Genomic DNA, 17954 nt, shown 5'->3' on the forward strand with positions numbered 1-17954 from the left:
GGTTGCTGTGCGGTGCCGGGCTCGGTCTGGCGGGGACTGGACACGTTCGGGCTCCGTTCGGGCGTTGTGGCACGCTCGGGTTTCAGCCGCGATCCGGCCCTGGACGGAGAGCCAAATCGATTTGGCCAAATCGATTTGGCCGCCAGTATCGAAGCGCGGAGGGGGAGCGTCAAGGGGTACGGCACGAAAGCGCCGCCCGCTGGTGAAGGGCGAGCGGCGCACTGACAGCGGCCACGGCCGCGGCGGCGAACGCCCCTTCCCGTGGCCGTCGTGTCAACGCTGCGACGGACGGGCGGGACGCGTCGGTCCGCGGTACGGCCAGGAGTTATCCGCGTCTCGCGGTCCCGTTCTGCCAAGCCTGCGAACCTTGGCGACCCCGCGGATCCGCGTAGGCTGACCGCCGTGTCCGGCGAAGGGCACTGCGGCTGTCCGGGCGGAGGAGGAGTGCGGTGGCCAAGACGTACGCAGGTGCGCGGCTGCGGCGGTTGCAGGAGGAACGGCGGATGAGCCAGGTCGAGCTGGCCCGCGTCCTCGGCATCTCACCGAGCTACCTCAACCAGATGCAGCACGACTCCCGCCCGCTCACCGTCCCCGTACTCCTGCGGCTGACCGAGGTCTTCGGCGTCGACGCCTCGTTCTTCTCCGAACGCGACACCAGCCGCCTGGTGGCGGACCTGCGCGAGGCACTGGCCGGCGAGATGGCCGAGGCCCGGGTCACCCCCTCCGACCTGACCGAGCTCGCCAACCGGATGCCGGCGGTGGCCTCCGTCCTGCTGGACCTCGGCCGGCGCACGCAGCTGCTCGCCGAGCGGCTCTCCGACGCCACGGACGGCAGGGACCACGAGGCGGCCGCCCCACGCTCGCCGCACGAGGAGATCCGGGAGTTCTTCTACCGGCGCCAGAACTACCTGCACGAGACGGACCTCGCCGCGGAGGGCGTCGCCCGCGAGATCGGCATCCGGCCCGGGGACGTGGTGCGCGCCCTGACCCAGCGGCTCGCCTCGGCCCACGGGGTACGGCTGGCGGTGGACGCCGACCGGCTGCACCGCTTCGACGCAGAGGCACGCGTCCTCCACCTCTCCAACCGGCTCAGGCCCGGCCAGCAGGCCTTCCGGATGGCGACCCAACTGGCCCTGCTCGAATACGACGAGGAGCTCGACCGGCTCGCCTCGGAGGACTTCGCGCCCGACTCCCCCGCGCACGCCCTGGCCCGGATCGGGATCGCCAACTACTTCGCGGCGGCGCTGATCCTCCCGTACGGCGCCTTCCACACGGTCGCCGAGGAGTTCCGCTACGACATCGAACGCCTCACCGACCACTTCGGGCTCGGTTACGAGACGGTCTGCCACCGCCTCAGCACCCTGCAGCGGCCGCGGCTGCGCGGGGTACCGTTCTCCTTCGTCCGGGTCGACCGGGCCGGCAACATGTCCAAGCGGCAGTCCGCCACCGGCTTCCACTTCTCCCGCGCGGGCGGCACGTGTCCGCTGTGGAACGTGTACGAGGCGTTCGCCTCCCCCGGCCGCATCCACGTCCAGGTGGCCGCGATGCCCGACGGACAGCGTCATCTGTGGACCGCCCGCGCCGTCACCCGGCACCGCGGCGGCTGGGGCGAGCCGGGCAAGACCTTCGCGATCGGCCTGGGGTGCGAGATCCGGCACGCCTCGCGCCTGGTGTACTCCGACGGGCTGGACCTCGACAACGCGGCGGCGGCCACACCGATCGGGATGGGCTGCCGGCTCTGCGAGCGCCTGGACTGCCCGCAGCGCGCGGTCCCGCCACTGGGCCGTGCGCTGGCCGTGGACGAGAACAGCAGCACCTTCGTCCCCTACCCCGTCGCCGCCCCCTCCTCCTGAAGCCGCCGCCCTCCCGGAGCAGCCGCCCTCCTGAAGCAGCCGCGCGCCGCTCGCGCGCACGGGCGCCGGAGACGGTGCCCGCTCAGCGGCGGTGCCACTCCTCCGCCAGGAGCCGGTAGGAGCGCACCCGGTCGGCGTGGGCGTGGGTGATGGTGGTGATGATCAGCTCGTCCGCGTCCGTCGCCTCCCGCAGCTGTTCGAGCTGGTCGGCGACCCGTCCCGGGGAACCGACGAACTGCGTGTCGACGCGGTCGGCGACGAGCGTCAGGTCCGCCTCCGTCCAGTCGTGGTCGAGGGCCTCGTCCGGGGTCGGGAAGGGGATGGCGCCCTCGCCCGTGCGGATGCTGCGGACCCACAGGCCGTAGCCGGTGGCCAGTTCGCGGGCCGTCTCGTCGTCCTCGGCCACCACCACGTCCGCGGAGACGCTGACGTACGGCTTCTCCAGGTCGTCGGAGGGCTGGAACGCGGCGCGATAGGCCTCGGCCGCCTCCAGTACGGTCGCCGGGCTGACGTGGTAGTTGGTCGCGAACCGCAGCCCGTGGCGGCCGGCGGTGTCGGCGCTCGTGCCCCCGCTGCTGCCGAGGATCCAGACCTGCACGTCGGCGCCCTCACCGGGGACGGCGTGCGCCTCGATCCCGTCCGCCGAGCGGTAGTCGCCGCGCAGGAGCGCGAGGATGTCGTCCACCTGCTCGCCGTACTCCTGCGGCCGGGCGCCGGGCTGGTGCAGCAGCTCGTGCTGGACACGGAAGCGCGGCGAACCGATCAGGTGCTCGAAGGAGAACCGCGGCGGGATCCTGAGCCCGTTGGGGGTCCGTCCGCCCACGACCGGCGTGGTGGTCGGCCGGGGACCTTGCGCCGCTCCGGAGGGACGCCCCCCCGACCGGCCGAGCCCCAGGTCGAGTCGGCCGGGGTGCAGGGCGTCGACCAGCCCGAACTCCTCGACCGTGGACAGGGCGGTGCGGTGACCGAGCAGCACCGCCCCGGATCCGATTCTGATCGTGGAGGTCGCGGAGGCGGTCAGGGCCAGGACGACCGCGGGAGAGGCTCCGGCCACGCCCGGGTTCAGGTGGTGCTCGGCGAACCAGTACCGGCTGTAGCCGAACCGCTCGGTCTGCCGGGCGAGATCGACGGTGTTGCGGAGCGCCTCGGCCGCCGTGGAGCCGGACGAGATCGGGACGAGGTCGAGGACCCCGAGCGGGATGGCGGGCATGATCGGGTGCTCCTCAGCGGTCGGTGGGCGGTGGTACGGGGACGGCTACGGGCGGCGCCGGGGGTTCGGTCGCGGGGTCGCGGTCGGACGCGGGGCCCGGGCCGGACGCGGGATCGGGGTCGGGGTCTGCGAGGACCGGGGCCCAGGGGAACGGCGGGTCGGGATAGGCGCGTCGGAGCACGGGCGCGATGTCCGACTGGAAGCGCTCCAGCGAGGCACGGTGCTGGCGCTCCGTCAGCCCACCCGCGTCGGCCTGGAGATGGAGCACGCTGTGGCCGAACGCCTCGTGGTACCGGCCCACTTTGTCGATCACCTGCTGCGGGCTGCCGATGAGCGCCGAACTCCGCTCGACGAAGTCCTCCAGGGTCGAGAAGACCGGCTCGACGCCCAGCTGCTTCTGGAACGCGAGGTTCGCCTGGAACACCGGGCGGTACGCGGCGACCGCCTCCTGCGAGGTGCGGGCCGTGTGGAAGCCGGCCGTCCCCGCGCCGACCACGGCCCGGGCCGGGTCGTGACCGTAGTGCTCCCAGCGCTCCCGGTAGTGGCGGACGAGCGCGGCGTACGGCTCGATCGGGTGGGTGACGTTGGCCGAGAAGAGCGGATCGCCGTAGCGGGCGGCGAGATCGACGGACTCCCGGCTGGTCGCGCTGCCGTGCCAGACACGGACGGGGCGCTGGAGCGGTCTCGGCCACACCTCGGCGTCCGTCAGCCCGGGCCGGAAGCGCGGGGCGGCGGTCACCCTGTCTTCCCGCCAGATCCGGCGGAAGAGCTCGTACCCCTCGGCGTTGCGCTCCCACTGGTCCTCGGGGGTGACGTGGAACAGCTCCCGCTGGGCGGTGCCGTTGCCCTTCCCGATGATCAGGTCGAGCCGTCCGGCGGACAGATGGTCCAGGGTCGCGTAGTCCTCGTACGCGCGCACCGGGTCGAGCAGGCTGAGCGTGGTGACGGCGGTGAAGAGCCGGATCCGCGAGGTGAGCGCGGCGATGTGGCTGAGCACGACCGGGGGCGAGGAGGAGATGAACGGGCGCTCATGGCGCTCGCCGACGCCGAAGCCGTCGAATCCGAGCTCCTCGGCCAGCAGCGCGTTGTCGATCACCTCGCGGAAGCGCTCGTACGTGGGCTTCCTGACGCCGGTCACCGGGTCCGGGGCGTGCACGATGAGGGTGATGGCGAGGAACTTCACGACGCGGCCCGCCGGTTCTCCGCCTTCCGGCGGCTGTCGGGGTGCGCGAGGCCGAGGTGGTCGCGGAGCGTGGTGCCCGTGTAGTCGTGGCGGAAGACGCCGCGCTCCTGGAGCAGCGGGACGACCGTGTCGGCGAACCCGTCCAGGCCGCCGGGGGTGATGTGCGGGACGAGGATGAAGCCGTCGGCGGCGTCCGCCTGGACGAAGGCGTCGATGGAGTCGGCGACGGTGGCCGGTGAGCCGACGAACGACTGGCGGCCGGTGGTCTCGATGACCAGTTCACGGATCGACAGGTTCTCCGCGACGGCGCGTTCGCGCCACTGCCTGGCGACCGCGATCGGGTCGCGGTACATCCGTACGCTCGCCCGGCCGCGGGCGATGGTGTGCTCGCCGGGATCCGGGTCGATGTCCGGGAGCGGACCGTCCGGGTCGTAGCCGGAGAGGTCGCGGTTCCAGACCTGTTCCAGGTACGCGATGGCGGTCTGCCCGCTGACCTGCTGACGTCGTACCTCGTGCGCCAGCTCCCGCGCCTCGGCGTCGGTGTCGCCGAGGACGAACGTGGCCGCCGGGAGGATCAGCAGCTGGTCGTGGGTGCGACCGTGGCGGGCCAGGCGCCCCTTGACGTCGGCATAGAAGGCGCGCCCCGCGTCGAGGGTGCTGTGGCGGCTGAAGATCGCGTCCGCGTCGGCCGCGGCGAACTCGCGTCCCTCCTCGGAGTCGCCGGCCTGGAAGATCACGGGGCGGCCCTGCGGGCCGCGGGGGACGTTGAACCGGCCGGCGATGTCGAAGTGTTCTCCCTGGTGGACGAAGGCCCCGGCCCGCGCCTCCTTCAGGAAGATTCCGGCCTCCGGGTCGGCGACGATCTCGTCGCCGCGCCAGGAGTCGAACAGCTCGTTGGCCGTGGCCAGGAACTCCTTCGCCCTGGAGTAGCGCTGCTCCTGCGGGAGGAAGCCGCCGCGCCGGAAGTTCTCGCCGGTGAAGGCGTCCCAGGAGGTGACGACGTTCCAGGCGGCGCGCCCGCCGGACAGGTGATCCAGGCTGGCGAACTGCCGGGCCACCTCGTAGGGCTCGTTGAAGGTGGAGTTGATGGTCCCGGCCAGACCGAGCCGTTCGGTGACGGCGGCGAGCGCGGACAGGACGGTGAAGGTGTCGGGGCGTCCGACGACGTCCAGGTCGTAGATCCGTCCTCCCTGTTCGCGCAGCCGCAGTCCTTCGGCGAGGAACAGGAAGTCGAACTTGGCGCGTTCGGCGGTCCGGGCGAAGTGGACGAAGGAGCTGAAGTCGATGTGGCTGCCGGCCCTCGGGTCGCTCCACACGGTGGTGTTGTTGACGCCGGGGAAGTGGGCGGCCAGATGGATCTGCTTGGGAGGCCTGCCCGAACCACCCTTCGTGGTACCGCTCTTCGTGCTGCTCGTCGTCGTGCTGCTCATCGTCGTGCTGCTCCCGCGAGTCGGACGGAGGTATGGCGGTCGACGGGGCGGGCGAGCCCGAGCAGCCCGCGCAGGGTGTCCGCCTCGTAGGCGCGGCGGAAGGCGCCGCGGCGCTGGAGCTCCGGCACCAGGCCCCGGGTGATCCGCTCCAGGTCCTGGGGGATCGCACCGGGGCGCAGCCGGAAGCCGGTCAGGCCGGCCTCGCGCCACTCCAGGAGCAGCTCCGCCAGCTGCCGGGGCGTACCGGCGAACACCGTGGCGTCACTGGTGTACGGCTCGCCCGCGAGGGCGTCGAGGCGGGCCCTGCGGTCCTCGGCCGCCGCGCTGTCGGTGTCCAGGAAGACGACGAGGTCGCCGAAGACGTGCACCGTCTCCTCCGCCCGCCCGGCCTCGGCCTGGGCGGTACGGATCTCGGCGACGGCGGCCCGGGCGTGGCCGGTGTCGCGCGGGGTGACGTACCCGACGTCGGCCGAGCCGCCCACGAGCCGGTACGGGACGCTCCCGTGGGCCAGCGCGCTCACGACCGGCTGTCCCTGCGGCGGACGGGGGGTGATCGACGGTCCTCTGACCTTGAAGTGCCTGCCCTCGAAGTCGATGGGGTGGAGCTTGTCGCGGTCGACGAAGCGCCCGGTGGCGGCGTCCCGGATCTCCGCGTCGTCCTCCCAGCTGTCCCACAGCCGGCGGACCACCTCCACGTGGTCGGCGGCCTCTTCGAAGAGCTCGGCGATCAACTCCCGTCCCGCCGGGGTGTCGTGGTCCTCGGGGCGGAGCGGTGGGAACGAACGGCGGCCGAAGTGCGCCGCCTCGTCCGGCCGCCCGGACACCTGGATCCGCAGGCCCGCGCGGCCGTTGCTGACGTGGTCCAGGGTGGCGACGGCCTTGGACACGTGGAACGGCTCGGTGTGGGTGGCGATCACGGTCGGCACGAGCCCGATGTGCCGGGTGAGCGGTGCCACCCGGGCGGCGACGAGCACCGCGTCGAGTCGGCCTCGGACCTGGTCGGTGCGGTCGTCCGGCTCGGTGGGGTCGGAGGACTGCGGGCCGAGGGCGTCCTCGATCGTCACGAAGTCGAGCAGGCCGCGCTCGGCTTCGTGCACGAGGTCGGCCCAGTAGCCGGGGGTGAGCAGGTCCTGGGGCCGGGCGCCGGGCTCGCGCCACGCGGCCGGATGCCAGCCGGCTCCGTCGAGCGCGACGGCGAGATGGAGTGGAGAGGGTGCGGACACGACGAGGGTGCCTTCCTGATCGACGGTACGGGGCGTGCTCCCGGCGCTCAGCCGGCGGCCGCCAGGAGTGCCGTACGGCTGCCGAGGGCTGCGGAGAACCGGTCGACGACCTGCGCGAGGCCCTCGGCCGCGCCCGGCGCGACGGTCAGGGTGCCGTCGGCCCCGGCCGCGATGTCCTTGTCGAGCGTGAACCAGCCCTGGACGATGTGCCCGGCCCCCATGGAGCTGAGGACGGGGCGGAGCGCGTAGTCGATCGCCAGGACGTGCGCCGTCGTCCCGCCGGTGGCCAGCGGCAGCACCGTCTTGCCCTCCAGGGCGTACTGCGGCAGCAGGTCGAGCAGGGACTTCAGCAGACCGGAGTAGGCGGCCTTGTAGACGGGCGTGCCGATCACGACCCCGTCGGCGCGGGCGAAGAGCGCGGTCGCCTCGACGATCGCCGGGTGTCCGAAGTCGGCGCCGAGCAGCGCCTCGGCGGGGAGGCTACGGACGTCCAGCGGGACGACCTCGTGCCCGTGGGCGGCCAGGCGCGTGTCAAGGTGGCGCAGCAGTCGGGCGGTACGGGAGGTGGCGGAGGGGCTTCCGGAGACGGAGAGGACGGTGGCCATGGCGGACCCTTCGGGGGCGTGGGATTGCGTCGGGCCGGTGGGGGTGTGCGGGGCGCCGGGCCGCTGGAACGCGCCCGGCCCCCGCACACCACGGGGCTACTTGTTGGTCCTGGGCAGGCCGGGCGGGTTGATCTCGGAGCTGGTCACGGCCTCCTCGGAGAGGCCCCAGCGCTCCAGGACCTTGGCGTACGTGCCGTTCTCGATGACCTCGTCGAGCGCGGCGGCGAGCGGCTCTGCCAGGCCGCTGCCCTTCTTGGTCGTGGCGGCGATGAGGCCCTGGAGGGTGGCGCCGGCGCCGGAGTACGTGCCCACGACCTCCGTCTTCCCGGTGGTGGCCGCATGGTAGGCGGCGGTCGGGTTGGGGCCGAGGTAGATGTCGATCCGGCCGGACTGGAGGGCGAGGTAGGTGTCGCTGTCGTTCTGGTAGTACTTGATGTCGACCGGCTTGCGGCCTGCCTTCTCGTTCTCCTTGCTCCACTCCACGAGCAGCTTCTCCTGGTTGGTGCCGCTGCTCACGGCGACGGTCCTGCCCGCCACGTCCTCGGGTCCGTCGACCTTCAGGCCGCTGCCCTTCTTCGCCTCGAAGCCCAGGTTGTCCTCGCGGTAGGTGGCGAAGTCGTACTTCTCCTTGCGCTCCTCGGTGACGGTGATGTTGCTGAAGCCGACGTCGTACTTGGCGCTGTCCAGGCCGACGAAGATGTTCTCCCAGGAGACGGTGTTGATCTTCAGTTCGAGACCGAGCACGTCGGCGACGAGCGAGGCGATGTCGGTCTCGACCCCGATGACGGTCTTGTTGTCGGTGGCGTAGAAGGTCAGCGGCGCCGCGGAGCCGGACGAGTCGACGATCTCCAGGGTGCCTCTCTCGCGGATCTTCTCCGGGACCTTGGCCGCTATGGAGTCGACCTTGGCGGTGGAGACGCGGTTCTGGTCCGGGCTCAGGTTGATCTTCGTCGTGCCGCCCGACGCGGCCGCGACCTCGGTCGTGCCGCCGTCGGAGGGGTTGCCGCAGGCGGTGAGGCCGAGCGTGAGGGTCAGGCCCAGCGCGGCGGCGGTGGCGGTGCGGCGGCTGAGCGAGGTGGTGGACACGGTGGTGCTCCTTGCGTCTGGAAGGGGTCGGAGGTGGAAGGCGATCGGGAAGCGGCGGGGGTCAGAGGACCTTGGAGAGGAAGGCGCGCGTGCGCTCGTGCCGTGGATCGTCGAGTACGGCGGCGGGCGGGCCCTGCTCCACGACGAGACCGTCGTCCATGAAGACCACGGTGTCGGCGACCTCGCGGGCGAAGCCGATCTCGTGGGTCACGACGATCATGGTGGTGCCGGTGCGGGCCAGGTCCTTGATGACGTCCAGGACTTCACCGACCAGCTCGGGGTCGAGCGCGGAGGTGGGCTCGTCGAAGAGCAGCACCTTGGGTTCGAGGGCGAGCGCGCGGGCGATGGCCACCCGCTGCTGCTGGCCTCCGGAGAGCTGGCGCGGGTAGGCGTCGGCCTTGTCGGCGAGGCCGACCCGGTCGAGGAGTCGTCGCGCGGTCTCCTCGGCCTCCTTGCGCGACCGGCGCAGCGCGGAGACGGGCGCCTCGACGAGGTTGCCCAGGACGGTCAGGTGCGGGAAGAGGTTGAAGTTCTGGAAGACGAACCCGATGTGGGTGCGCTGCTTCAGAACGTCCTTCTCCTTCAGCTCGTACAGCTTTCCGCCGGAGCGGCGGTAGCCGATGAGCTCGCCGTCGATGGCGATCCAGCCGCGGTTGACCTTCTCCAGGTGGTTGACGGTGCGCAGCAGCGTGGACTTCCCCGAGCCGGACGGCCCGAGGATCACGGTCACCTCGCCGGCCCGCACCTGGAGGTCGACGCCGCGCAGCACCTCCAGCGGACCGAAACTCTTGTGGACGCCGTGGACGTCCACCATCACCTCACTCATCGGCTGCCTCCCAGGGGCTTCAGGGGTACGACGGGCTGGTCGCGCCGGGCGGCCGCCGTCCGCAGGTCGCGGACGAAGCGCCGGGCTCGCTGGAGCGGCGTGGGCGGCGGGGTGCGGTTGCTCCCCCGGGCGAAGCGGCGCTCCACGTAGTACTGGGCGACCGACAACAGGGAGGTGAGGACCACGTACCAGGCGGTGGCGACGAGCAGCAGTGGGATGACCCGTCCGTTGCGGCCGTAGACCACCTGCACCTGGTAGAACAGCTCGCCGATCGCCATCACGTAGACCACCGACGTGCCCTTGAGCAGGCCGATGATCTCGTTGCCCGCGGTGGGCAGGATGGCGCGCATGGCCTGCGGGAGCACGATCCGCCGGATCTGCCGCAGCCGGGGGATGCCGAGCGCGGCGGCGGCCTCCAGCTGTCCGTGGTCGACGGCGATGACGCCGCCCCGGACGATCTCGGCGGCGTACGCGGCCTGGTGCAGCGTCAGTCCGATGATCGCGGCGCCGATGGTGCCGATCAGGCTGTTGCTGTCGACGGACCAGAACACCGGCCCGAACGGGATGCCGACGCCCAGCCGCTCGTACAGGGCGCTCAGGTTGAACCAGAACACCAGCTGGACGATCATCGGGATGGACCGGAAGATCCAGATGTAGGTCCATGCGACGGTCTGGAGCACCGGGCTGCGCGAGAGGCGCATGAAGGCGAGGACGGTGCCGAGGAGGAAGCCGAGGACGGTGGCGTAGGCGGTGAGCTGGAGCGTGACCCAGACGGCCTGGACGATCGTCTCGGACAGGACGTAGGCGCGGAACACCTCCCATTCCCAGACCGGGTTGGTGGCGAGGCCGTGGATGAACTGGGCGACCAGCACGGCCACGGCGACGGCCGCCGCCCAGCGCGCGTAGTGGCGGGCGGGGACGACCTTGAGCGCGTCGGTGTCGTCCTTGGCGGGCGGTGTGAGGGAGCCCGCGCGGGCGTCCGTTACGGCGGTGGCGGAGGCGGAGGCGACCGCCGTGGCGGGGTGGGTCGCGGGGTCGGTGGTGAGTCCCATCGTGGCGGTCCTGCTCAACTCTTCACGTGTTCGGGTGGGTTGATCCGCGAGGTGTCGATCGCGGACTCGGTGGTGCCCCACTTCTCCAGGATCCGGGCGTACGTCCCGTCCTTGATCAGCTCGTTGACCGCGGCCTGGAAGGCCTGGGTGAGCGGGGAGCCCTTCTTGAAGGCGAAGCCGACGTCGAGGCGGTGGAACTCGCCGAGGAACGTGGTCCTGGACGCCGGCTGCGCCGCCTGGTGACGCAGCCCGTTGATGGTCGACATGATCACGTCGATCCGGCCCTGCTGGAGCGCGGTGAGGGTGGCCCCGTTCTCCGCGTACACCTGCACGTCGTACGGCTTCCTGCCCGCCTTCGCGCACTCCCCCTTCCGCGCGGTGAGGGTCGCCTCGAAGGTGGTGCCCGCGCCGGTTCCGATGTTCAGCCCGCAGAGCTGGGTGAGGTCGGTGACCTTCGTGCCGAGCGCGGTGTTGCCGGTCTTGACCGCGAAACCCTGGCCGTCGTTGATGTAGGTGACGAAGTCGATGGTCCGGAGGCGTTCGGTGGTGACGCCGAAGTTCCCGGTGCCGACGTCGTACTTGCCGCTGCCGAGGGCCGGCAGGATCGTCTCGAACGAGGCGTCCTGCCGCTCCAGCTTCAGCCCGAGGACCTTGGCCACCGCGTCGGCGAGGTCGATGTCCTGGCCCGCGGGCGCCTTGTCGGCGCCGTTCGGGTAGTACGCGCCCGGCGGGAACCCGACGGAGGTGCCGACCCTCAGCGTGCCCGCCGCACGGACCTCGTCGGGCAGCAGGGCGGCGGCGGTGTCCACCTTGCGCACGGCGGCGACCGGGTCGTCGGTCGGCGCGGCGGACGCCCGGCCGCCGACGGCGGTGGCGTCAGCGGTGGAGCCGGAACCGCAGGCCGTCACCGCCAGCACGGGCAGCAGGGCCAGCGGGACGGCGATGCGCAGACGGGTGCCGGTCGCGCGTATCGCGGGGAGGTTCACAGGACGGCGGCCTTTCCGGTGTGGTGCGGCGGGAGGTCGTTCTGGGGGTGGTTCTGGAGGTCCTTCTGGAGGTGTTTCTCGAAGGGCAGCAGGCGGAGGGTCTCCGGCTCGGCCTCCGTGTCGAAGAGCGGCGTGTAACCGGTGGCCAGGTAGAGGCCGCGGGCCTCCGGCTGGCGCGGGCCGGTGGTGAGGAAGATCCGTCGGTAGCCGCGGGCGCCCGCCTCTCGCTCCAGTTCGGCGACGACTCGGCGGGCCAGTCCGCGCCGCCGGTGGGCGGAGTGCGTCCAGATCCGCTTCAGCTCCGCCGTGTCCGGGCCGTGGCGGCGGAAGGCGCCGCCCGCGACGGGCTCGCCGCGCTCCAGGAGCAGGAGCAGGAGACCGCCGTGCGGCTCGGTGAACTCCTCGTCCGGGTAGCGGGAGAGTTCGGTGTGGGCGTCCGTTCCGTAGCGCGTGGAGTACTCGTCGCCCAGTTCGCGCAGCAGCGGCTGCACCCTCGGGTCGGAGACGGCCACATGAGCGACCGCCAGTTCACTGTCGGTGACGGGTGGTTGGGTGACGGCGGTCATCCGTTCACCGCCGCCAGGGTCTGATGCGCGCCTCGGGCCGCGCGTTCGGCGTCCCGCTTGGCGACCTCCTCGCGGACGATCGGGATCACGTACCGGCCGAAGTCGATCGCGTCGTCCAGAAGGTCGTAGCCGCGGGCCGAGAGGATGTCGACACCGAGGTCGTAGTAGTCGAGCAGCGCCTGGGCGACCGTCTCCGGGGTGCCGACCAGGGCGTTGGAGTTGCCCGCGCCGCCGGTCGCGGCGGCCGTCGGGGTCCACAGCGCCCGGTCGTAGCGCTCCCCCGCCTCGGCGATGGCGATCAGCCGCTGCGAGCCGGTGTTCTGCGGCGCGTCGCTGCGGTGGTGCCGTACGAGACCGGACTCGCGCCGCGCCCTGATGGCGCCGACCGTGCGGTGGGCCTTCTCCCAGGCCAGCTCCTCCGTCGGGGCGATGATCGGGCGGAACGCGACCTGGACGCGCGGTACGTCGGTCCGGCCGGCGGCCTTCGCGGCGGCCTTCACCTCCTCGATCTGGGCGGCGGTCTCCGCCAGCGGCTCGCCCCAGAGGCAGTAGATGTCGGCCTCGGCGCCGCCCGCCGCGTACGCGGCGGGCGAGGAGCCTCCGAACGACACGTCGGGGCGGGGCTGTTGGACGGGGAAGACGTCGCTGACGAAGTCGTGGAAGCGGTAGTGCTCGCCCTCGTGGTCGAAGGGCTCGTGGGTGGTCCAGATCTTCTTGACGATGCCGATGTACTCACGGGTGCGTGCGTAGCGCTCGTCCTTGGTGAGGGTGTCGCCCTCGCGGCCCTGCTCGTGGTCGCTGCCTCCGGTGATGAAGTGCACGGTCAGCCGGCCGCCGCTGATCTGGTCGAGGGTGGCGAAGGTCTTCGCGGCGAAGGTCGGGTAGGAGACGTTGGGCCGGTGGGCCAGCAGGATCTGGAGCCGGTCGAGTCTGCTCGCGATGTACGCCGCGGCCGGCGCGGGATCCGGCGAACCGGAGCCGTAGGCGAACAGCACCCGGTCCCAGCCGTGGTCCTCGTGCGCCCGGGCGAGCCGGAGCGTGTACTCCTTGTCGAAGGCGTCGCCGGAGCGCGGGGTGGTTTCCGAGCCGTCGTGCGTGGCGGCGATGCCAAGGAACTCCACTGGCATGGGAGATGGCCTTTCCTCAGGTCTTCGGGGCCCGGGCCGCTGGGCCGCCGCGTGGACTGCACACGGGCACGCCGGGGCGGCCCTCGGTGCGGCCGGGTGCGGCGGCGCTTCAGGGTGCGGGAGAGCGGGAGGATGGAGAGGTGTGATGACGCCGGGGCAGGGGCCTCGGCCGAGGTGGGGCGGCGGCAGCGCGCGTCACGTCACGCAGGACCCCCGCTACGCGACCGCACCCGCGGGCGCGGCGAGCGTGAACGGCGGTGCTACGAAAGGGGAGAACGGCCCGCGACGGGGGCACCGAAGGAGGGAAGGGCCGGTCGGACGGCCCGCTGCCGCGTCAGGCGCGACACGCTGCGGACCACACGCGACCGAAGTCGATGTGGTCGCGGGTGACCAGGCGCTGATCGGCATCCATGCGACCCATTGAGCAGTACATCTCGCTCCTCGTCAACCATGTACCGGCCTCCGGAGCGGAGTTGGGCGGTTCCTTTGCGTGGTTGACACAATCGCGCCGCGGACGCCTACGATCGGTCCCGGACCGGCTCCGCCTCGCGCGGCCGCCGCCCCCGCCGCGTTGAGGGACGCGGCGCGTGTGTTGACGTCGTCACCGAGGCCCACCCGACCCGCCCGTGACCGCCCCGTGCCCGTGCGCGGTCCACGAACGACCTCCGCCGCCCCGCCCGGGCGATCTCCGTCGCGCCCGCGCCTCCCTCTCCAGGAGACCCTCTGATGGTCCCACCGTCCGGCACCGCCGACCCAGCCGTCGCGTCCGTCGACCCCGCCGGCTCCGCGATCTCCTCCTCCGCCCCGCCCGAGCGACGCCCGAAGGCCCCCGACGGCGTGGGCAGGGGCGACGACCGTGATCTGCCGCCGATCGTGCCGCGCCGTCGCGTCGGCCGATGGCTCACCGCCGCCGCCGCGCTGCTCGTCTTCGCGATGGTGGTCCACTCCGTCGTACGCAACCCCGCCTTCCAGTGGGACGTGGTCGGGCGGTACTTCACCACCGCCGCCGTGCTCGACGGGCTGCTGCTCACGCTGTGGCTGACGGCCGCCGTGATGGTGCTCGGCTTCCTCCTCGGCATCCCGCTCGCCGTCATGCGGCTCTCCGGCAACCCGGTCCTGGGGAGCCTGAGCTGGGGGTTCGTATGGATCTTCCGGTCCACCCCGCTGCTGGTGCAGCTGCTGTTCTGGTTCAACATCGGCGCGCTGTACCCGACGCTCGGCCTGGGCATCCCGTTCGGACCGCAGTTCTTCACCGTCCAGACGGTGAACCTGTTCGGCCCGACGCTCACGGCGGTCATCGGACTGACGCTGCACGAGGCCGCGTACGCCGCCGAGGTGGTCCGCGGCGGCATCCTCTCCGTGGACGCGGGACAGACGGAGGCCGCCCAGGCGCTCGGCATCGGCAGACGGCGCACCCTGCGGAAGATCGTCATTCCGCAGGCGATGCGCTCCATCGTGCCGACGGCCGGGAACATGCTGATCGGCACGTTGAAGGGCACGAGCATCGTCAGCGTCCTGGCCGTGCACGACCTGCTGTACTCGGTGCAGCTGGTCTACAACCAGACCTACCAGGTCATCCCGCTGCTGATGGTCGCCACCCTCTGGTACGTCGCGGTCACGACCGTCCTCAGCACGGCCCAGTTCTACGTCGAACGCCACTACGCGCGCGGCGCCGCCCGCGCCCTGCCGCCGACGCCGTCGCAGCGGCTCCGGACCCGGCTGGCGCGAGCACGCGCGTGAGCGGGGCGCACGCGGCGGCTTCCGGGCCGGAGCCGTACGGGATACTGACCCCATGCGGATCTCAGCCAGGGCGGACTACGCGGTACGCGCCGCACTGCAACTCGCCGCGTCACGGTCCGACGACCCCCTGAAGACGGAGGCCATCGCCGAGGCCCAGGACATCCCGCACAAGTTCCTCGAAGGCATCCTCAACGACATGCGCCGGGGCGGTCTCGTCGTCAGCCGGCGGGGCGGCAACGGCGGCTACCGCCTGGCCAGGCCGGCCGGGGCCATCAGCATCGCGGACGTCATCCGCGTGGTGGACGGGCCGCTCGTCTCGGTGCGCGGGGTCCGCCCTCCGGACCTGTCCTACACGGGCCCCGCCGAGTCACTGCTCCCGCTGTGGGTCGCCCTGCGCTCCAACGTGCGCGAGATCCTCGACGGCGTCTCGCTCGCCGATGTCGCGTCGGCCGAACTCCCCGCCGGGGTGTCCGCGTTGGCCACCGCCCCGGACGCCTGGGTCAATCCCTGACCCCTCCCACCAGGGTGTTCTCAAAGAGCGAGACAATCTCGTCCAGCATATGAAATCCCTCTTGGGGTGTCCGCGACCTTCTGCCACGATCCCTATCAACCAGGTAGGAGAACTAGGGATCCGCGAGGGGGTGGCCACCATGCGAAAGCTCGACAGCACAGACCGCCGGTCGCTCCTGCTGACCTCCCGTCGCCACATCGACCTCGGCCACGCGTCCAGCGCCATCTGTCGGCCCGCCTGAGACCGTCCGCCCTGCCTGCACCGCAGCTTCGGCGCCTCCACCCGCGAAGGCCTTCCCGCCCGCGGGCTTCACGTCCCGTACGTCGTCACGTTCCCGCTCACCCAGCCTCCGAGAGGACACCTCCGTGTCTGCCGCAAGACCGCTCACCACCACCCTGCGCAACGTCGTCGCCATCGCGGCGCTCCCCCTCCTGATCGCTTCGTGCGGCTACGGCTCCGACGCCAAGAGCGACGAGAAGAAGGTGGCCGCCGAGGGGAAGAAGCTCTCGGCCGACACGGTCCGGCTCGGCTACTTCCCGAACCTGACGCACGCCACCGCCCTGGTGGGCGACCAGGAAGGCATCCTCCAGAAGGAGCTCGGCGGCACCCAGCTGAAGGTCTCCACCTTCAACGCCGGCCCCTCCGAGATCGAGGCGCTGAACGCCGACTCCATCGACATCGGCTTCATCGGCCCCTCCCCCTCGATCAACGGCTACACCAAGTCCAAGGGCAAGAACCTCCGCATCATCGCCGGTTCCGCCTCGGGCGGTGTGAAGCTGGTCGTGAACCCGGCGAAGATCAAGACCCTTGACGACGTCAAGGGCAAGCGGATCGCGACGCCGCAGCTCGGCAACACCCAGGACGTGGCCTTCCTCAACTGGATCTCCGAGAAGGGCTGGAAGGTCGACGCCCAGAGCGGCAAGGGCGACGTCTCCGTGCTCCGTACGGACAACAAGGTCACCCCGGACGCCTACAAGTCGGGCTCCATCGACGGCGCCTGGGTCCCCGAGCCCACCGCCTCCAAGCTCGTCAGCGAGGGCGCCAAGGTCCTCCTCGACGAGTCGACGCTCTGGCCCGACAACAAGTTCGTCATCACGAACATCATCGTGTCCCAGAAGTTCCTCACCGAGCACCCCGACGTCGTCGAGGCCGTGCTGCGCGGCTCGGTGAACACCAACAAGTGGATCAACGCCAACCCCGAGAAGGCCAAGGCCTCGGCCAACGCCAAGCTCAAGGAACTCACCGGAAAGCCGCTCGGCGCGAAGGTCATCGACGGCGCCTGGCCCTCGATCCGGTTCACCAACGACCCGCTCGCCTCGACCCTCCAGGCCCAGGCCGACCACGCCGTCAAGGCCGGACTCCTCAAGCAGCCCGACCTGGTCGGCATCTACGACCTGAAGCCCCTCAACAAGATCCTCAAGGCCGCGGGCGAGCCCGAGGTCTCCGACGCCGGCCTCAGCGTCAAGTAGCTCCCCGGCCGTCCGGCCCGGCCGGCCGTCCACGGGTCCACCGCGACCCGAGGGCGGCCGGCCGCCGTGCTCCCCGCCCCGCTACGAGGCCGTGCGCTCCACGGGGATCCAGAGCTCCGCCTCCGCCGTCGCCCCGTCCCGCGCCACCTCGACGCGCAGGATCTCGGGGCCCGGCCTGCTCCGGTACGGGTTCGAGGGGAACCACTGGGTGAAGACGTCCCGCCACAGGTACTGGAGCGCCTGCGGGAACGGGCCGGAGTTCTCGAAGACCGCCCATGTCCCCGCCGGGACGTCCAGGGCGTCCAGGTCGTCGGGCACCTCCGCGCTCGTCACCACGCCGTGGTAGTAGTCCAGTTCGGTGCCCTCCGCGCGGCTCGGGTCGAGCTGGTCGCTGACCCCGACGATCCCGGCCGGCTCCTGGTCGGACAGGGCCGCGACGCGCCGCAGGGTCTCCGGGCCGATGCCCCGGATGAGGTCGGCGATCGCGGGATTGATCCCCTCGTGGACGAGCGGGACGCGTGCCGTCCTGCCCGCCACCCGGAACGCCTGCTTCTCCACGATCCGGTACTCCATGGTGCTGCTCCCTTCGACGACGAGTCGGAAGGACATCCGTGGCTGGGAGCGCAGAGCCGCCCCGGTCCGCCGCGCCTCGCCCGGCCCCACGCCGTGGACGGCGCGGAACGCGCGGGCGAAGGCCTCGCCCGAGCCGTAGCCGAACCGCGTCGCGACGTCCAGCAGCGTCCGCCCGCCGGCGAGCACCTCCGCACCCGCGACCGTCATCCGCCTGCGCCGGACGTACTCCGACAGCGGCATTCCGGCCAGCGCGGAGAACATCCGCCGCAGGTGGTACTCCGACGTGACCGCGATCCTGGCGAGATCGGCGGAATCGATCGGCCCGTCGAGATGCGCCTCGATGTGCTCCATCGCCTGGTTCAGCCGCTCCAGCACCACGGACTCCTTCCCTTTCGCCCACCACGCTAGGAAGGCCCCACCCTGCCGCACCCGACTTCTCGTGCCCGAATCGGTCGGGTCGCGCGGCGCCACTGGCGCCTGTGGCACTGAGTGTGTTTTGCTGAGGGTACTCAGT

General features: G+C 71.7%; 16 protein-coding genes. 4 read left to right on the forward strand and 12 right to left on the reverse strand.

Translation table 11 applies throughout. The annotated features are described in order from the left end of the window. The first annotated feature begins 449 nt into the window (after nt 1–449). On the forward strand, nt 450–1853 hold the full coding sequence (locus tag M5362_RS03605) for a short-chain fatty acyl-CoA regulator family protein (RefSeq protein ID WP_260225814.1): 1404 nt from the start codon (nt 450–452) through the stop codon (nt 1851–1853). Between the two features lie 82 nt (nt 1854–1935). Here the strand turns inward: M5362_RS03605 and M5362_RS03610 are convergent, their stop codons facing one another. The 11 genes from M5362_RS03610 to M5362_RS03660 all read right to left on the reverse strand — a co-directional run bounded on the left by M5362_RS03610 (nt 1936) and on the right by M5362_RS03660 (nt 13147). Then, entirely contained in the window at nt 1936–3063 is a 1128-nt protein-coding gene (locus M5362_RS03610; RefSeq protein WP_260225815.1) for an LLM class flavin-dependent oxidoreductase, read from the reverse strand. A 13-nt stretch (nt 3064–3076) separates the two neighbouring features. Further along, a complete protein-coding gene (locus M5362_RS03615) occupies nt 3077–4246 on the reverse strand; it encodes an LLM class flavin-dependent oxidoreductase (protein WP_260225816.1) in 1170 nt (389 codons plus the stop codon). After that, nucleotides 4243–5676 carry an NtaA/DmoA family FMN-dependent monooxygenase gene (locus M5362_RS03620; RefSeq protein WP_260225817.1) on the reverse strand — a complete coding sequence of 478 codons (1434 nt, stop codon included), beginning with the start codon at nt 5674–5676 and terminating at the stop codon, nt 4243–4245. The genes M5362_RS03615 and M5362_RS03620 overlap by 4 nt, the downstream gene beginning before the upstream one ends. Beyond that, on the reverse strand, nt 5673–6899 hold the full coding sequence (locus tag M5362_RS03625; protein WP_260225818.1) for an LLM class flavin-dependent oxidoreductase: 1227 nt from the start codon (nt 6897–6899) through the stop codon (nt 5673–5675). Before M5362_RS03625 ends, M5362_RS03620 begins: the two co-directional genes overlap by 4 nt. Nucleotides 6900–6946: 47 nt before the next feature. Then, entirely contained in the window at nt 6947–7504 is a 558-nt protein-coding gene (ssuE, locus tag M5362_RS03630; protein WP_260225819.1) for an NADPH-dependent FMN reductase, read from the reverse strand. 96 nt (nt 7505–7600) lie between these two features. Then, nucleotides 7601–8590, reverse strand: coding sequence for an ABC transporter substrate-binding protein (locus M5362_RS03635; RefSeq protein ID WP_260225820.1), 990 nt, complete (start codon nt 8588–8590; stop codon nt 7601–7603). Between the two features lie 61 nt (nt 8591–8651). Next, nucleotides 8652–9416, reverse strand: coding sequence for an amino acid ABC transporter ATP-binding protein (locus M5362_RS03640; RefSeq protein WP_308354844.1), 765 nt, complete (start codon nt 9414–9416; stop codon nt 8652–8654). Next, complete coding sequence (locus tag M5362_RS03645; protein WP_260225821.1) at nt 9413–10468, reverse strand: amino acid ABC transporter permease; 1056 nt, start codon at nt 10466–10468, stop codon at nt 9413–9415. Before M5362_RS03645 ends, M5362_RS03640 begins: the two co-directional genes overlap by 4 nt. 14 nt (nt 10469–10482) lie before the next feature. Beyond that, nucleotides 10483–11454 carry an ABC transporter substrate-binding protein gene (locus M5362_RS03650; RefSeq protein WP_260225822.1) on the reverse strand — a complete coding sequence of 324 codons (972 nt, stop codon included), beginning with the start codon at nt 11452–11454 and terminating at the stop codon, nt 10483–10485. Further along, nucleotides 11451–12020, reverse strand: coding sequence for a GNAT family N-acetyltransferase (locus tag M5362_RS03655; RefSeq protein ID WP_260225823.1), 570 nt, complete (start codon nt 12018–12020; stop codon nt 11451–11453). Before M5362_RS03655 ends, M5362_RS03650 begins: the two co-directional genes overlap by 4 nt. After that, on the reverse strand, nt 12017–13147 hold the full coding sequence (locus M5362_RS03660) for an LLM class flavin-dependent oxidoreductase (protein ID WP_260225824.1): 1131 nt from the start codon (nt 13145–13147) through the stop codon (nt 12017–12019). The genes M5362_RS03655 and M5362_RS03660 overlap by 4 nt, the downstream gene beginning before the upstream one ends. 726 nt (nt 13148–13873) lie before the next feature. On the opposite strand from M5362_RS03660, the gene M5362_RS03665 reads away from it, so the two are divergent. The 3 genes from M5362_RS03665 to M5362_RS03675 all read left to right on the forward strand — a co-directional run bounded on the left by M5362_RS03665 (nt 13874) and on the right by M5362_RS03675 (nt 16867). Continuing rightward, the gene (locus M5362_RS03665; protein ID WP_260225825.1) at nt 13874–14887 is read left to right on the forward strand and encodes an amino acid ABC transporter permease; all 1014 of its coding nucleotides are present in this window, start codon (nt 13874–13876) and stop codon (nt 14885–14887) included. Between the two features lie 52 nt (nt 14888–14939). Beyond that, nucleotides 14940–15398 (forward strand): Rrf2 family transcriptional regulator, encoded by a 459-nt coding sequence (locus tag M5362_RS03670; RefSeq protein WP_260225826.1) that lies wholly within the window; start codon nt 14940–14942, stop codon nt 15396–15398. A gap of 365 nt (nt 15399–15763) precedes the next feature. Next, nucleotides 15764–16867, forward strand: a complete 1104-nt coding sequence (locus M5362_RS03675) for an aliphatic sulfonate ABC transporter substrate-binding protein (RefSeq protein WP_260225827.1) — start codon at nt 15764–15766, stop codon at nt 16865–16867. An 81-nt stretch (nt 16868–16948) separates the two neighbouring features. Here M5362_RS03675 and M5362_RS03680 read toward each other — a convergent pair whose 3' ends face one another. After that, the gene (locus M5362_RS03680) at nt 16949–17815 is read right to left on the reverse strand and encodes an AraC family transcriptional regulator (RefSeq protein WP_260225828.1); all 867 of its coding nucleotides are present in this window, start codon (nt 17813–17815) and stop codon (nt 16949–16951) included. Nucleotides 17816–17954 lie beyond the last annotated feature (139 nt).

The sequence above is a fragment of the Streptomyces sp. Je 1-79 genome (genome assembly GCF_025195125.1).
Taxonomy (GTDB): Bacteria; Actinomycetota; Actinomycetes; order Streptomycetales; family Streptomycetaceae; genus Streptomyces.

What these genes read in the sequence shown, in the direction of transcription:
- M5362_RS03610 (WP_260225815.1), bottom strand. Translation starts at nt 3,063, where the DNA reads ATGCCCGCCATCCCGCTCGGGGTCCTCGACCTCGTCCCGATCTCGTCC.
- M5362_RS03620 (WP_260225817.1), bottom strand. Translation starts at nt 5,676, where the DNA reads ATGAGCAGCACGACGACGAGCAGCACGAAGAGCGGTACCACGAAGGGT.
- ssuE (WP_260225819.1), bottom strand. Translation starts at nt 7,504, where the DNA reads ATGGCCACCGTCCTCTCCGTCTCCGGAAGCCCCTCCGCCACCTCCCGT.
- M5362_RS03640 (WP_308354844.1), bottom strand. Translation starts at nt 9,416, where the DNA reads ATGAGTGAGGTGATGGTGGACGTCCACGGCGTCCACAAGAGTTTCGGT.
- M5362_RS03645 (WP_260225821.1), bottom strand. Translation starts at nt 10,468, where the DNA reads ATGGGACTCACCACCGACCCCGCGACCCACCCCGCCACGGCGGTCGCC.
- M5362_RS03655 (WP_260225823.1), bottom strand. Translation starts at nt 12,020, where the DNA reads ATGACCGCCGTCACCCAACCACCCGTCACCGACAGTGAACTGGCGGTC.
- M5362_RS03660 (WP_260225824.1), bottom strand. Translation starts at nt 13,147, where the DNA reads ATGCCAGTGGAGTTCCTTGGCATCGCCGCCACGCACGACGGCTCGGAA.
- M5362_RS03665 (WP_260225825.1), top strand. Translation starts at nt 13,874, where the DNA reads ATGGTCCCACCGTCCGGCACCGCCGACCCAGCCGTCGCGTCCGTCGAC.
- M5362_RS03670 (WP_260225826.1), top strand. Translation starts at nt 14,940, where the DNA reads ATGCGGATCTCAGCCAGGGCGGACTACGCGGTACGCGCCGCACTGCAA.